General features: G+C 41.0%; 12 protein-coding genes. All 12 read right to left on the bottom strand.

Going from position 1 to position 14,518, the window contains the following annotated elements:
• Window position 1: 1 nt before the first annotated feature.
• On the bottom strand, window positions 2-1,126 hold the full coding sequence (locus G7B20_RS04990; RefSeq protein ID WP_164108908.1) for a glycosyltransferase family 4 protein: 1,125 nt from the start codon (window positions 1,124-1,126) through the stop codon (window positions 2-4).
• The gene (locus G7B20_RS04985; protein ID WP_164108907.1) at window positions 1,117-2,133 is read right to left on the bottom strand and encodes a glycosyltransferase family 9 protein; all 1,017 of its coding nucleotides are present in this window, start codon (window positions 2,131-2,133) and stop codon (window positions 1,117-1,119) included. Before G7B20_RS04985 ends, G7B20_RS04990 begins: the two co-directional genes overlap by 10 nt.
• 8 nt (window positions 2,134-2,141) lie before the next feature.
• Window positions 2,142-2,747, bottom strand: a complete 606-nt coding sequence (locus G7B20_RS04980; RefSeq protein ID WP_164108906.1) for a DUF4254 domain-containing protein — start codon at window positions 2,745-2,747, stop codon at window positions 2,142-2,144.
• Between the two features lie 106 nt (window positions 2,748-2,853).
• The gene (locus tag G7B20_RS04975) at window positions 2,854-4,341 is read right to left on the bottom strand and encodes an NADH-quinone oxidoreductase subunit N (RefSeq protein ID WP_164108905.1); all 1,488 of its coding nucleotides are present in this window, start codon (window positions 4,339-4,341) and stop codon (window positions 2,854-2,856) included.
• Window positions 4,342-4,346: 5 nt separating this feature from the next.
• Window positions 4,347-5,951, bottom strand: a complete 1,605-nt coding sequence (locus tag G7B20_RS04970) for a NuoM family protein (protein WP_164108904.1) — start codon at window positions 5,949-5,951, stop codon at window positions 4,347-4,349.
• A gap of 1 nt (window position 5,952) precedes the next feature.
• A complete protein-coding gene (gene nuoL, locus G7B20_RS04965) occupies window positions 5,953-7,959 on the bottom strand; it encodes an NADH-quinone oxidoreductase subunit L (RefSeq protein ID WP_164108903.1) in 2,007 nt (668 codons plus the stop codon).
• Window positions 7,959-8,264: an NADH-quinone oxidoreductase subunit NuoK gene (gene nuoK / locus G7B20_RS04960; RefSeq protein ID WP_164108902.1), complete on the bottom strand. Its 306-nt coding sequence runs from the start codon at window positions 8,262-8,264 to the stop codon at window positions 7,959-7,961. Before nuoK ends, nuoL begins: the two co-directional genes overlap by 1 nt.
• A complete protein-coding gene (locus G7B20_RS04955; protein WP_164108901.1) occupies window positions 8,261-8,803 on the bottom strand; it encodes an NADH-quinone oxidoreductase subunit J in 543 nt (180 codons plus the stop codon). The genes nuoK and G7B20_RS04955 overlap by 4 nt, the downstream gene beginning before the upstream one ends.
• A 5-nt stretch (window positions 8,804-8,808) precedes the next feature.
• Window positions 8,809-9,369, bottom strand: a complete 561-nt coding sequence (locus G7B20_RS04950) for a NuoI/complex I 23 kDa subunit family protein (protein WP_205600178.1) — start codon at window positions 9,367-9,369, stop codon at window positions 8,809-8,811.
• Window positions 9,370-9,458: 89 nt separating this feature from the next.
• Window positions 9,459-10,532, bottom strand: a complete 1,074-nt coding sequence (gene nuoH, locus G7B20_RS04945) for an NADH-quinone oxidoreductase subunit NuoH (RefSeq protein ID WP_164108899.1) — start codon at window positions 10,530-10,532, stop codon at window positions 9,459-9,461.
• Window positions 10,533-10,806: 274 nt separating this feature from the next.
• Window positions 10,807-12,792, bottom strand: a complete 1,986-nt coding sequence (locus G7B20_RS04940) for an FUSC family protein (RefSeq protein WP_164108898.1) — start codon at window positions 12,790-12,792, stop codon at window positions 10,807-10,809.
• A 242-nt stretch (window positions 12,793-13,034) separates the two neighbouring features.
• A complete protein-coding gene (locus tag G7B20_RS04935; RefSeq protein ID WP_164108897.1) occupies window positions 13,035-14,501 on the bottom strand; it encodes a glutamate synthase subunit beta in 1,467 nt (488 codons plus the stop codon).
• Window positions 14,502-14,518: the final 17 nt, after the last annotated feature.

The following is a 14,518-nucleotide window of genomic DNA, read 5'->3' as shown; positions in this document are numbered from 1 at the left end:
TTTATAACTTCCCCATTAAAAAAGAGGTATACAAAGTATTCCATTTTTCAGCAATCACTTCGTCATTAAATCTTTGTACATATTTCAAACCATTTTCAATCATTTCATTACGTATCTGTTGATTGTCTAATATTGAGTTTATTGCATGTTGCATTTCCTCAATATTTTTTGGGTCTATATAATAGGAGAAAGGTCCACCTGCTTCTGGAAAAACCCCGGAGTTGGTTGTAATGACAGGAACGCCTGAATATAAAGCTTCGATAATCGGAATTCCAAAACCTTCATATATGGAAGGGTATATGAAGATATCTGCCATGGTGTATATTATTGAGAGCTCTTCCATAGATAGACCCTGTAAAAACAGTACTTTTTTATTCAATCCCTTTTCCGATACATATTTTTTGATTTCATCAGCGTATTTGGTGCCTTTTCCCACCAGAACTAATGGAATATCGAGGTGTTCTATCGCTTTAACAATACTAAAAGCATTCTTTCGAGGTTCTATGGAACCTACATTTAATAGAAAGCGCTCTGGAAGGTCAAGCTTGTTTCTAATTTCTTCCTTTTGGACTGCGGTCTTCGGAATCTTAAATGCCGGATGGCAACCTTGATAGATCACATCTATTTTCTCTGCCGAAATTCCGTAGTATGCTACTATATCATTTTTCGTCTGTTCACTGATTGCAATGATCTTGTCGGCATGGTTAACAGCATACTTAAACTTTTTATTATAAATGTACCGATCAATGTGACTGTAAAGTTTGGGGAATTTTAAAAAAATAAGATCATGAATTGTTACAACAGATTTAATTTTTGCTTGTCGCAAGCCCACGGGAATCTCTCCTGAAAGACCATGAAATATTTCAATCTTGTCGCACTTAAGGTCCTCGATGATTCTCCGATTCCTCCAAAGACTTGGGAATAGTTTATTGAAAGTTCCGGTAGGTAATTTTGTTGTTATCCTGAGTGCTTTCGTATAAAGATTGCCTTCGTCAATCTTTGGCGTATATTTAATATAGTTATTTTCAGGATAATATTGCTCAAGTATACGAATAAGGTCTCGGCTGTAATTGCCTAATCCAGTCCTATTCAAAAAATAACGTTTTGCGTCAAATCCTATCCGCATATTTCCTTAATACGATTTATTACCATTTGCGAAGATACTAAATCTATGGCTTCCATACCATCACAGTCACAAGGCTTATTCCCGTATACCGAACTGGGGCGATTTGGATGCTCTACCTGTATGACATCCGAAGTACTTTGGCCATAACCTAGAAATCCAGCAAAGGGATGCGTGGCTCCCCAGAGAGAGAGGCATCTGGTGCCAGCCAAAGATGCCATGTGCATTCCCGAGCTATCCATGCTAATCATCAGATCAAGATGAGAAATGATATCCAGCTCTTGTTTTACAGCGAATTGACCTATAGTATTTCTTATCCCTGGATAATTCCTAGACCAGGTTTCAGCAACTTCTTGTTCTTGTTCTCCTCCGCCAAATATGTAGACGCTATAGTTGTTCTTCGACAGGTATTGAATGAGCGATTCCATTTTTGGTAGCGGAAATACTTTATAGCTATGTTGTGCAAATGGAGCAATGCCTATTTTTGTTGTAGGCTTTGAAAAACTGTCTACGAGAGACACCGGAAGGGGGCGATCCATCTTCTGTCTTTGATGACTCAATGTGAGGCCAAATCCTAAATTTCTAAAAACATCCGCATAACGCTCTGTTGTGAACCTCAACTGACGCTTTATTTTATGGTGTTTGCGTGTTAAGGCTTTCTTTTCCGAACGTCCCTTATCCAAGGTTCCCACTTTATAGCCTGTAAAACGGAATAGCATACCCAATATTCGAGATCGAATATTGTTATGCAAGTCAGCTACAAAGTCAGGATTATATTTTTTTAGTTCTCTAGATAGTCGAAATAATCCTCTTATCCCTTTATGCTGGGTCTTAGGATCAATCGGATGAAAGATTAATCTAGGGATATGTTCGAAAAAGGCCGCGAATAATTTTCGCGACACCATTACGATTTCAGTGTCTGTATGCTGTGCTTGAAACTCGGCGATAACTGAAGCGACCATAGCCACATCACCCATTGCTGAAAAACGAGTAACTATAATACGCTTCATGTTAAATCTTATTTTTGAGTTCCGTATAGCACAGGATTTAATGAAGGATCGTTGTACATCTTCATTTGTTTGTAGGCTTTCATGTATTTCTGTCCGGCCTCAATATCTTCCAATAGCTCATCAATACTTTTTGATAAGTCGGTGCGTTGTTCCACAAGTACGTTAAGCTTTTGTTGGCAGGTATCAATATGATCTTGTCCGACGTCAGTACGAAATGTTTCTTGCTGCATGTGAAATATTTTCAATGCCAAGATAGATAGTCTATCAATTGCCCAGGCCGGACTTTCGGTATTAATACGCGCATTGACCGCGGGTTTTGTATTCGCATATTTTGTTAAGTAGTAGCTGTCAATATACTCGACGGTATCTGTACGTACCTGATTTTGCTTGTCAATTCGTCTTTTCCAATACAAACCTTCTTTGGGATCGATCTCTGGATTTCGTACCACGTCTTCCATATGCCATTGAGCTGTATCTATCCAACATTTCAAATACAGTAGGTGTTCCAAAGAGCTAGACTCGTAAGGGTTTTCAATAGGATGGTCAATCTCATCATGAACGTGATAATCATTGATTACACGTTGGAAAATAGCATTTGCAATTGCAGTGATCATAATGCAAACTTAGATAAAATGCTTTGTATTCGCCAGTCCCTAATGCAAAATTCTTCTTCTAGATCCTTTCTCCAATAGCTTTTTTAAGAAGGTATAAGATCGTTGTTTAGGCAAATAAGCTGGATAGCAAATCTGGGAATATCCCAAAGAGTATGGTCGCTACCCCCATTAGGATGATTATCCCGTATACAAGTGCGGATCCTGATACAGCCTGCACAGCAGTCTCTTCTTTGCGAAGGAAAGCATATAGTGGCACTTTGAAATAGTAAAATAAGGAAATTACCGAGGTGAGGGCGCCTGTTATTAGAAGAAGAAGAATTGGAATATCTTTATTGCTCTGGTAAAGATCAAAAGTAGATGTAAAAACCAAAAGTTTGCCTATAAAACCCGCTGTAGGAGGCAGGCCTACTAGCGAGATTCCTAGTATAGTAAAGAATGTAAACAATAGCGGGAACTTTTTGCCGAACCCGCTGTAGGACGACAGTTCGGTGGAGCTGATTGACTGTTCCAGTGACTGTATAACTGCAAATACCCCTATGTTCATAATGGTATACACCGTTAGGTAGAAGAGTAAGACATTATGATCAGAGCTAGGAGCTGTGATGATAGCCATGAGTAGAAAGCCGGTATGACCTATCGATGAGTAAGCCATCATTCGTTTTACATTGGATTGACGTAGAGCAATTAAATTACCGATCAACATCGTAACGATAGCCACTACAACAACGAAAAGGAGGGTAAGCTCACTAAAGTAAAATAGTGTAGAAGCCCATGCCTGAAATAGGCGCTCAAATAATATCAAAGTTCCGATTTTAGGAATTGTCGAAAGAAAAGCTGTAATAGGAGTCGGCGCTCCTTCATAAACATCGGGCGTCCATAGGTGGAAAGGTACGAAGCCTAATTTAAAACCTATACCTACAAAAACAAAAAGTAAGGCTATACTGCACATCACTTGCGGTGCAGCGATTAATCCTTGGATGTGCGCTGTACTGTTAAAATCCAGATTCCCCGTGAAACCGTAGATTAACGAAAGCCCATACAGCATGACCGCAGCTGATACTGATCCGAAAAGTACATATTTCATGGTGGCTTCCGATTGCACCTTACTTTCCGATAGGTAACCTACCAAAATATAGGAGCTTATGGAGACGGTCTCTATGGCGATGAATACCATCAGCCAATTCGTACTGATCGTCAATAAGTTCATGCCTATAGCTGCAGCAAGCAGTACAGAATATATGTCTCCTAAGTTTTTTACCCCTCTAACTCGGGCATATTGTTGAAGCAAAATTAAGATCGGTAACAAGGCTAGTAGCATAATTAACCTTGAATAGACTGCTAGAGAGTCGATCGTTAGCATACCAAAGAAACCGGTATCAGGTCTGCCTAGTTGTAGGAAAACGAAGTAAGCAGAAAGTAATATGCCAAACACGGTAATACTAAGGGAACCGTATTTCCAGCGTTGATCCAAAAATAGGCTGGATAGAATACTTCCAAGGAAAGCGAAGATAAGTACCAGCTCCGGTTTGAATACCGGAATGGATACCATAATCTGATCTAGAAGAGAGGTGAGCTGCGTGGTAGATCCTTCCATAATTGCTACAAATAAGGAGACAATAACGAGATTAGATGGAGTACACTGCTGTTAACAGTGTCAAAGATTATAGCCGGCATTACACCCAATGCGAGTGCTAGTGCTAAAGCAGGGAATACGACGATACGTTCTCGCCAGGATACATCTGTTAGAGAAGTAGCCCAAGGCTCTCCACCCTTCAGCCTTGTCGTTCCAAAGAACATTCGTTGTAGTGTCCACAAGAAATAGACTGCACTGAGGAGTATTCCGACAGAGCCTGCGATAGCCATCCATCTGGGGATACCAGTTCCTACACTTTCGGCATTGAACGTGCCAATGATTACGAAAGCTTCGCCGATAAAGGCAGAAAACCCCGGTAATCCTAACGAGGCAAAAAAAGCGACGGCCACAAATCCCGTATAGGCAGGCATTAACCCTGCCAGACCTCTAAAATTATATATGTTGCGATCATGTACACGATCATAGATAACCCCCACCAAGAAAAAGAGCGCAGCCGAAAGGAAACCGTGGCTGACCATCTGGAACATAGCTCCAGAGACACCCTCTGCTGTCATCGAGGCTAGTCCAAGTAGAACAAAACCCATGTGAGATATCGAAGAGTATGCGATCAGACGTTTTAAATCGGTTTGTGCCAAAGCATTTAATGCCCCATATAAAATAGACACGACGCCGATAAGACCCAGCCACCAGTTGGCATCAACGGCAGCATCTGGGAATATACTAAAGCAGACGCGTATGATACCGTATCCTCCAATTTTTAGTAAGATACCGGCCAGAATAATCGATACAGGTGTTGGTGCTTCGACGTGTGCGTCTGGCAACCACGTATGTAGGGGTACGATAGGTACTTTGATAGCAAAGGCGATGAACAGTACAATAAAGCCGAGCATCCGTGCTGGAATGCCCAACACTTCGTTGTAGTTATTGAGATATGCAAAAAAGGATCCGTCGACATAGTTGTCCGGATTCATCATATATAGCATATTGAAGGTATGCGCTCCTGTAGCTGGATTGATAACAGAAAAATAGAGACCTACAATGATGAGTAACATAAATACCGATCCAAAAAGGGTATATATGAAGAACTTCATTGCTGCATACTCCCGGTTAGCACCACCCCATATTCCGATCAAGAAATAGAGTGGGAGCAACATAATTTCATAGAAGATATAGAACAAAAAGAAGTCTAAAGCGGTGAAAATTCCGATTACAGCCATATTGAGCAGCATCAATAGTGCAAAGTATCCTTTGGGACTTTTACTCGTATTCCAAGATGCACCGATAGCCATTAACATGACAAAGGTACTTAAAGCGAGAAGAGGTAGGGATATGCCATCTACACCTAAGAAGTAGTCGATTTCTAATTGCCCAAGGTCGCCCAATGCGAGTCGTATCCAAGGTATTTGTTCAACAAACTGATAGCCTTCTACCGTATTGATTCCTACGGCTGCTTTGTCAAACTGTAGATAAAGGATACCCGCTAAGACAAACTGTACAAGGGTGATGCCTAATGCAATGTACTTGTAAGCCTGTTTCAGGTTGGATGGTAGCACCAAAATTAATAGTGTGGCTACTAGCGGTAAAAATACGAGTAATGATAGTAATCCCATGCTATCGTAATATCAAATAAAGTATTCCAATTAAAACAACGGTAAATGCAAATCCCAGATAGTTTTGTATGCGTCCATTCTGAACCCAGCGAAGCAGATGGCCTAAATAATAAGCTGTTCCGGCTATGCTGTTGACGATACCGTCTACGATGTGCCTATCCCACCAGGCTGCTATCTTGCTCAGACTAATAACAATATTGCGGACTACGTTTATGACGCCATCAACAAGAGTTTTGTCTACCCAAAAACTTATTTTACTCAGAGTTAAAGTGCTTTTTACAATCTTGTTGTTTATAAATTCATTCATGCCTAATTGGTTTGTAGCTGCTCGGATCCATCTACTTTCTGCATTTAAGGGATATCTATCCAATACATACCATCTGTAACCAATGATCCAGCTCAGGAGGGCTGTCAGCGTAAGTACGACGGGTATAAATACATGTAAACTATGTATCTCAGCGAATGTATAATTAACTGAAAAACCTGCTAATATTCCAGATTGATGGTAGGAAATCGGATTGATCGAGAAAACAAAAAACAAAGAGCAGATCGCTAAGAAGTACATGGGGTATAGCATAGTGGTGGAAACCTCATGTATATGCTTATTTAGTCCCTGTGGCAAACGCGATGGACCTAAGAAGGTTTTGAAAATTAAACGTCCGATATAGAATGCGGTAAGAATGCTTACCAATACCAACAGTATTGGAATCGCAATAGCGCCGCCCCCTTGGTCCAGCGCCCATTCAAAAGAGGCAATTACGATAGCGTCCTTTGATAAAAAACCGGAGGTCAAAGGAAAACCTGCTAACGCTAAGGAAGCGATGGTCATCAAGACAAATGTTTTTGGCATCGGTATACCGAGTCCACCCATATTGCGTAAATCCTGTGGGTCAAAATCTTGCCCCGATTCTGCTTTAGCATGTGCCACTTCATGGATAACAGCCCCAGCACATAAGAAAAGAAGACATTTAAAAAAAGCATGCGTAGCCAAGTGGAATAAGGCCGCATCCCAAGCGCCAATACCGACCGCAACCATCATATAACCGAGCTGAGATATCGTGGAGAAGGCCAGTACTTTCTTGATGTCGTATTGCCCTAGTGCAAAATAAGCCGCTGAAACAGCAGTAACGGTACCGACAATCGTAATGATCAACAGGACATTTTCATTGAATAATGGGAATATCGTGCACAGTAAAAATACGCCGGCAGCCACCATGGTAGCGGCATGTATCAGCGAAGATACCGAGGTCGGTCCCTCCATGGCATCGGGTAACCAGAGGTGCAATGGAAATTGAGCTGATTTGGCCATGGCTCCAAGAAAGAAACCAAGACCTGCTAGCGTCATTAACCCTGTGTTTTTATCGATAGCTGTATATAAAAGTCCTTGTTTACCAAATAGCTCCACCAGATCTAATGTGCCAAATGATGTAAATACAGCCGCTATACCGATCAGGAATCCCAAATCTCCAATCCGATTGATGAGAAAAGCCTTTTTGTTCGCTGCGACAGCCGCATCTTTGGTAAACCAGAAGCCAATCAGCAGATAAGAAGCAAAGCCGACAAGCTCCCAGAAAATATAAGATACCAGTAGATTTCTAGAAATACATAGTCCCAACATGGCAAAACAGAAAAGACTAAGATACATCCAGTAGCGATGTATCCCAGGATCTCCCTTCATATACACTTTGGAGTAGATATGGACAGGTAATGCTACAATACAGACGATAAATAGCATCAATACCGTGAGGTTGTTGAGTAGGATCCCTATATTAAACGTTTTATTGCCTATACGAAACCAGTCGTAACTGACATGTTGTGGTATGTTGTTCCAGATTTCGGTAAATACAAACCATCCGGAAAGTACAGTGCTTAATGTAATAGCAATGATGGAGAGTAGTCCCGAGGTGGATTTCTTTCCTTGTATTGCCTGAATAAAGAAGGCAAGAAGAGGAAATAGCACAACGAGTATACTGGCATTAATTGGCGATATATTTAATAACTCCTTCATCAGTCGCGCAGATCAGTGATATTATCTGGATTAATAGTTTTGTAGTGTCTGTATACGTTGAGAATAATAGCTAGGGCAACAGCTACCGAAGCGGCTGCCAAGACAATTGCGAACAGAGCAAACACCTGACCTGAGTAGTTTATTTTGTCATAACGGCCGAATGCTACAAAATTGAGTATAGCTGCGTTAATCATAAGTTCGATACCGACCAATATCATTATAGCATTTCTTTTAGCTAGTACGGTATACAGTCCGATGCAAAAAATACAGGCACTGACGACTAGAAAGTGAGTTAACGTAATCATTTTTGTTCCTCCTTCCTAGATAGATGTGCTGCACCTATTAGCGCCATCAGAAGAAATACCGAAATTACCTCAAAGGGTAATACGTATTGGGTCATGAATTTTAAGCCTAATTGTTGGATATTGTTGTCTGTTGGTTGGATGATATCTCCTTGTTTTATATTCTGGATAATCCAATCTGGGGTTTGCTCTTGCCACTCCATTACCCCCCAAAGCATAACTACAAGAAAGCCTAGTGCTAGGAGTAAAGATTGCCAGTTGGGCAAGGACAGAAATCTTCCAGACATATTTTGGAGATCCTTTAATAATTCCTTGTTGGATAGCATAAATGCAAATATCATTAATATCAATACCCCGCCTACGTAAACCATTACCTGCGTTATGGCAACAAAATCCGCTAAAGCGAAGATAAATAGGCCTGCCATAGCAAATAAAGTGACGAAAAATAGAAACAAGGCACGAGCTGTGTTTTTTAAGTTGACCACAAGAAGAGCCGAGATGATGGCCAGAACTGCGAAAGCATAAAATATAAATTCTTCCATATCTTTTACTTTTTCTTCGCTGCCTCCTTTTCAGCTTGAAATCTAGTCCATTCTGCTTTACGTTGTGCTATCTCATTATCCGACATTTCTCCAAATCCATAAATCAGATCCGTAAGTTGTGTCGTGCTGCGGTCGTATTGATTGGTCATGGTGATACATTCGGTGGGACATACGACAGTACATAGCCCACAGTACATGCATTTGGCCATATCAATATCGAATTGTGCGGCATATAGTCTTTTTACCGACCCATCTGAAGTTTTGCCAATGGCTTCTGGCGATTTGATCGATTCAATCGTGATACAATCTACAGGACAAGCCTTTGCGCATAGGTCGCACACAATACAGTCATCAATGTCGACCTCCAATTGATAACGCGCCACCTCGGGGATGGGCATTTTTTCTTTTGGAAATTGTACTGTGGTAACCCCTTGTTGCTTTTCAAAGTAGTCTTCTTGGCGAATATCTAAGGATTGCCGTGCCTTCCGCGCACCAAAAAGGTGCCGGATCGTCAAAAGTAATCCTTTGACAGCCGTAGTAAATCCTTGTATCGTTGTTTTTAAAATCAATTTTTTATTGTTATTCAGTTATCCAGTTATCCAGTTATCCAGTTATCTTGTTCACTTGATAACTCGTTTACTTGATAACTTGTTCACTATACCATCACCAAAATACGCCATAACCCTGATATTGCCATGCATACGAATGCAATAGGAATCATTATTTTCCAGCATAGGTTCATCAGCTGGTCAGCCCTAAAACGCGGCAATGTCCAGCGTATCCATATCTGTATCCCGACAATAGTGAGTGATTTAATTAAAGTCCAAAAGATACCCCATCCCAGGCCTGTCGTCCAGTCTGCAAGTTTTGCAGCTCCCAGATTGGGAAGAGGCGTGTTCCATCCACCCAAAAAGAGGACGACACCTAGTACTGCTACTAAAAACATCATAGCGTACTCTGCCAAGAAAATGAATGCAAAGCGTATTCCTCCATACTCTGTATGAAAGCCACCGATCAATTCGGATTCTGCTTCCGGAATATCAAATGGGGCGCGGTTACACTCCGCCAATGATGCGATAAAGAATATGAGATATACGACGATAAGGTGTGGCGCCTGAAATATATTCCAGGCCAGAATTCCGCCGATATCATTGACATTCCAAATACCCAGAAAGAAAATATCCTGATTAGCCATTATACCTTGCTGCATCGCAATATCATTAAGGTTTAAGGTCTGGGTAATCATGACTGCGGCAATTAAGGATAACCCAACAGGGATTTCATAAGATACCATTTGTGCAATAGCGCGTATAGAGCCCAATATCGAGTATTTGTTGTTCGATCCCCAGCCAGCCATTAAGATCCCTATGGCATCAATGGATACTACTGCCATAATAAAGAATAGTCCGGTATGTGTATTTGCAGGCAAAAAGTCAGGAGCCCATGGGATAACAGCATAGCCTACATATACAGCTCCAAATATGACAATAGGCGCTAGCGCAAATAAAAGACGATCGGCAGCCTTCGGTGTAATGAATTCTTTCTGTAAAAGTTTGAGTATATCGGCTACTGTCTGAAGAAGACCATATTTTCCAGTTTCCATCGGTCCTAGACGATCCTGTACAAAGCCGGCAATCTTGCGTTCGGCATATACGGCGAACAGCGTGAATAACGCAATAAAGCCAAAGATGGCAACAGGTACTATGATATGGATTAAAAGCTGGGTCACTAATCTCTTTAGAATAATTCTTAATTACGTGCAAACATACATAAAAGGTAGCAAAAGAACCATAGGAAAACTATCATGAAGATGTCATACGTATCAACAATCTTTATCTTGTTTACATCTGTCCCAAAAATAAGCTATTTCCTTGAAACCATTATTCAATTCAGGTCTGTTTACCACCCGAAATGAGTAAAATTTCGCAATATTCGCATCAATACGTAAAAGTATATTATTTTTCTGATAAAATATACTAGAATGGTAGACTATTGTTGGTTAACTAAACTGTTGTGTATGTTTTAGGTGTCAGTTTTTCGGATTTCCCCATTGCATTGAGGTCATGGATTAGTAATTCAATATTGTCGAGTCGTTCTAAAAGGGCTTTATCATTTTCATAGGCTATTGATTTGGTGATACTAACTGATACTCCGACCAAAAGTGCATTTATACGATAGGCCAGCGTTTGAAAAGAAGCAATATCACTCCAATCTTGCTTCTTGTAACGCGGCTCTTTTTGAAATTGATCCAGGTTATCGTAAAGCTGCGCCAGTGAAGTCTGGGCATGCTTTCGAACCAATCTCAGTTCCTGAAAGTCTACGGTATTTTCGCAAAGTCGGGAGCGTAGCTTATGATAGTAGTTTTGGTAATTGTCGATAAGCGTGTCAGATAGGTTTTTCATCGCGCTACGGTGGTTTACTGGAAATGCAAAACATCCTATGATTGCGAAAATCGAACCCAATAAAGTGAAAGCTAAGCGGCTACTAAGCAAGTCCCCGATATTGCCCTCGTATAGATGGAGAGATAAGATGGCGGCAATGGTGATGAATATGACGCAGATCAAATAATTTGGTTTGTTGAATAGGAAAAATCCATAGAGTGTTATTGCGGCAATTAGTAGTACTGATAGGGAATCGTGTATGACGAGCGTAATAAGTAGACTGGCTGCAATACCAATTAATGAACCGACAATACGCTGATAGTTTCTTTTTTGCGTATTAGCATAGCTAGGTCTTGCGACAAGAATGACTGTCAGTATGATCCAGGAAGCATAGCGGTATTCAGGTAAGGTATAGCCGACCAGGCCTGATAGTATAAGTAACGTCGCCATGCGTATCGCATAGATAAATACAGGAGATTTGGTTTTTATATGTTTTGCAATTACCTGCCCTTTATGGGTAGACGGGACAAAGTTTTTATAGGCAGCAGTGCTTACCCAGGTCGGGTCTTGTACTACGGTTGATTTTTGAATTTGTTGAACAATAGATAAAATATGTTTGATGTGGATCAGAATAGGATTGACCAGTGATCTACTTTCGAGATCTGTTTTCATTTGTATCTGCTCCAACTTGAATATGTCTGCAGTGATTTGCTTCTCGTTGTCCAATATATGTGAGCTATTTCTTGACTTTTCTAAAACCCTTATCTCGTCGGAGAGTAGTAAAAGGATATGCCTGATTATAGGAAGAGCTTCCGAATGTTTTAGTTTTTCTCGGATAGTTTCATAATCTGTATCTATTCCCATGAGTAGTTCATAAAGGTCAATCAAACGATAGATTTTGTTTAACCATATCAGTTCGGAGTTTTGACAGGATGAGATTAGCGTCTTTTCGCGAAGCAACAAGGAACGTATACTTTCCAGTTGTTCAGAGATTTTAATATGTAGTAAGCTCAATTCTCTATACACCTGTTCCAATGGTGTTTTTTCGTCATAGCACTTTATTTTTACCTCCAACAGAATAGCCATCTGTTCAAAACCTTCCTTCATGGCATATTTCAAAGAGCGGTAAGGTGATACATAAGCTTGGATTAGACTCACGGTAAAGAAGCTTAATGTTCCAAGTGTAAAGTATAAGGAAAAACTTAACGGATCAAGCGGCTTAAGACCTATTGTGAAGCTGATAACAATAAGCGTCAGATTGCCAATAACGCCCCACCTCGGGCCTAAAACTATTAGCATGGTACATATGAATCCCCAAACAGCTAAAATCGGTAGTATACTCCACGATAGATAGTGAAGAGCTGCGGCTGTGGAAAAGGCCGTAAGGGCAAATAGTGGGGTACACCATATTGCAGTCATTGTTTTGTCCTGCCTGTTTCCAGGAAGGTCGGTCAATGATGACAATATGACACCAACGGCGAAAGCTATTGCAGCATGTAGACCGATGGTGTAGAAAAGAAGTATGGAAGGGAGTAGGATCACCAGGATGTTTCTTAATGCATCCTTGGCAAACTCTTTTCCGAAAAAATGATTGATCTTACGAATCATAAAGCCTATTTACAATTGATCTTTTTAATCGATTGCAAAAGTACTAAAAAAACATATTTATAGAATATGTTTTTGGTAACTGATTTTAACTCGAAATATTATTTTGTTATTCTTGACAAAAAGACCTTTCCGAGAAATCGGAAAGGTCTGACAGAAAAAACTTTCATGTGATGAAAGTTCTTGATGTCCATTAAAAACAGACACTTTCAGAAAAAATATAGATTGATGATTAGAAACAAGGGTTAGGCATATTGCTGTACAGCTTCTTTGCTTTCAAGTTCGGTTGTGCCCATTAAAAATTCATCTACCTTTCGTGCACATTCTCTTCCTTCGGATATGGCCCATACCACCAATGATTGGCCACGGCGCATGTCACCTGCCGCAAAATATTTATCCGTATTAGTACGATAACTGCCTTCAGTAGCTTTTACGTTGCCACGCTCATCTAGTGCTATGCCCAGTTGTTGTAATAAACCTTCTTTCTGCGGATGAAGGAAGCCCATAGCGAGTGTAACCAGTTCGCAAGGGATTTCCCTTTCAGAGCCTTCAACCTCTTTGAATTTTGTAGGTCTTCCCAAAGTATCGGTTTCCCACTCCAAGTCTACTACGAGGGCAGCTCGTAAATTTCCAGCCTTATCGCCAAGGAATTCTTTGGTACTGATGCTCCAATGGCGCTGACAACCCTCTTCGTGTGAGGTTGTTGTTTTTAATAACATTGGATAACTAGGCCAAGGCATCGCTTCGGTACGACTTTGAGGTGGCTGGGGCATCAGTTCAAATTGCGTCACCGATTTGGCGCCATGTCGGTTGGATGTGCCTACGCAGTCTGATCCGGTGTCTCCACCTCCGATGATCAGCACATTTTTACCCTTTGCATGGATTTCCGGTACGGCGATAGTAGAGTTGCCGACACGCTTGTTCTGTTGTTTTAAAAACTCCATGGCGTAGTGGACACCTGTCAGATCCCGACCGGGAATGTTTAGGTCACGGGGGATTGTCGATCCGCCGGATAGAACCACAGCATCATATTGATCTAATTCTGTTGCTGGGATATTACCGCCTACTTCGGCATTGGTACGGAATACTATGCCAGATTCTTTCATGATATTGACCCGACGGTCGATGACTGATTTATCTAATTTAAAATCAGGGATGCCATAGCGAAGTAGTCCACCCACTTTATCATCACGTTCGTAGACTACAACATCGTGGCCTGCTTTATTTAACTGAGCTGCTGCTGCTAGCCCGGCAGGACCTGATCCTATGACAGCGACTTTCTTGCCTGTCTTGATGTAGGACTTGTTGGGTTTTACATAGCCCTTTTTGTAGGCTATTTCGATGATATGCTTTTCGATCTCCTCGATAGCTACAGGATTCTTGTTGATGCCCAGTACACATGCCGATTCACATGGAGCGGGACATATACGGCCGGTAAACTCCGGAAAGTTATTTGTAGAAGCTAAGATGTTGTAAGCCTCTTCCCATTTGCCGTCATATACCGCATCGTTAAATTCTGGAATGACATTACCTAGGGGGCAGCCTGAATGGCAGAACGGAATTCCGCAATTCATGCAGCGTGCCGCCTGTCCATTAAGTTGTTCTTCCGAATAAGGGTGAACAAATTCCTGATAATTTTGTTTTCTGTTCTCTATAGACTCTTTCTGAGGAGCCAATCTATCAAATTCTAAAAATCCTGTTGCTTTTCCCATGATATAATTCCTCTTCT

Source organism: Sphingobacterium sp. xlx-96, assembly GCF_011007365.1.
Lineage (GTDB): Bacteria > Bacteroidota > Bacteroidia > Sphingobacteriales > Sphingobacteriaceae > Sphingobacterium > Sphingobacterium luzhongxinii.
The sequence above is the reverse complement of the archived record's forward strand: the minus strand, read 5'-3'. Positions and strand labels throughout refer to the sequence as shown.

Bases quoted from the DNA above. Each gene is read 5' to 3' on its own strand.
- G7B20_RS04990 (WP_164108908.1), bottom strand. From the start codon at position 1,126: ATGCGGATAGGATTTGACGCAAAACGTTATTTTTTGAATAGGACTGGA.
- G7B20_RS04985 (WP_164108907.1), bottom strand. From the start codon at position 2,133: ATGAAGCGTATTATAGTTACTCGTTTTTCAGCAATGGGTGATGTGGCT.
- G7B20_RS04980 (WP_164108906.1), bottom strand. From the start codon at position 2,747: ATGATCACTGCAATTGCAAATGCTATTTTCCAACGTGTAATCAATGAT.
- G7B20_RS04975 (WP_164108905.1), bottom strand. From the start codon at position 4,341: ATGGAAGGATCTACCACGCAGCTCACCTCTCTTCTAGATCAGATTATG.
- G7B20_RS04970 (WP_164108904.1), bottom strand. From the start codon at position 5,951: ATGGGATTACTATCATTACTCGTATTTTTACCGCTAGTAGCCACACTA.
- nuoL (WP_164108903.1), bottom strand. From the start codon at position 7,959: ATGAAGGAGTTATTAAATATATCGCCAATTAATGCCAGTATACTCGTT.
- nuoK (WP_164108902.1), bottom strand. From the start codon at position 8,264: ATGATTACGTTAACTCACTTTCTAGTCGTCAGTGCCTGTATTTTTTGC.
- G7B20_RS04955 (WP_164108901.1), bottom strand. From the start codon at position 8,803: ATGGAAGAATTTATATTTTATGCTTTCGCAGTTCTGGCCATCATCTCG.
- G7B20_RS04940 (WP_164108898.1), bottom strand. From the start codon at position 12,792: ATGATTCGTAAGATCAATCATTTTTTCGGAAAAGAGTTTGCCAAGGAT.
- G7B20_RS04935 (WP_164108897.1), bottom strand. From the start codon at position 14,501: ATGGGAAAAGCAACAGGATTTTTAGAATTTGATAGATTGGCTCCTCAG.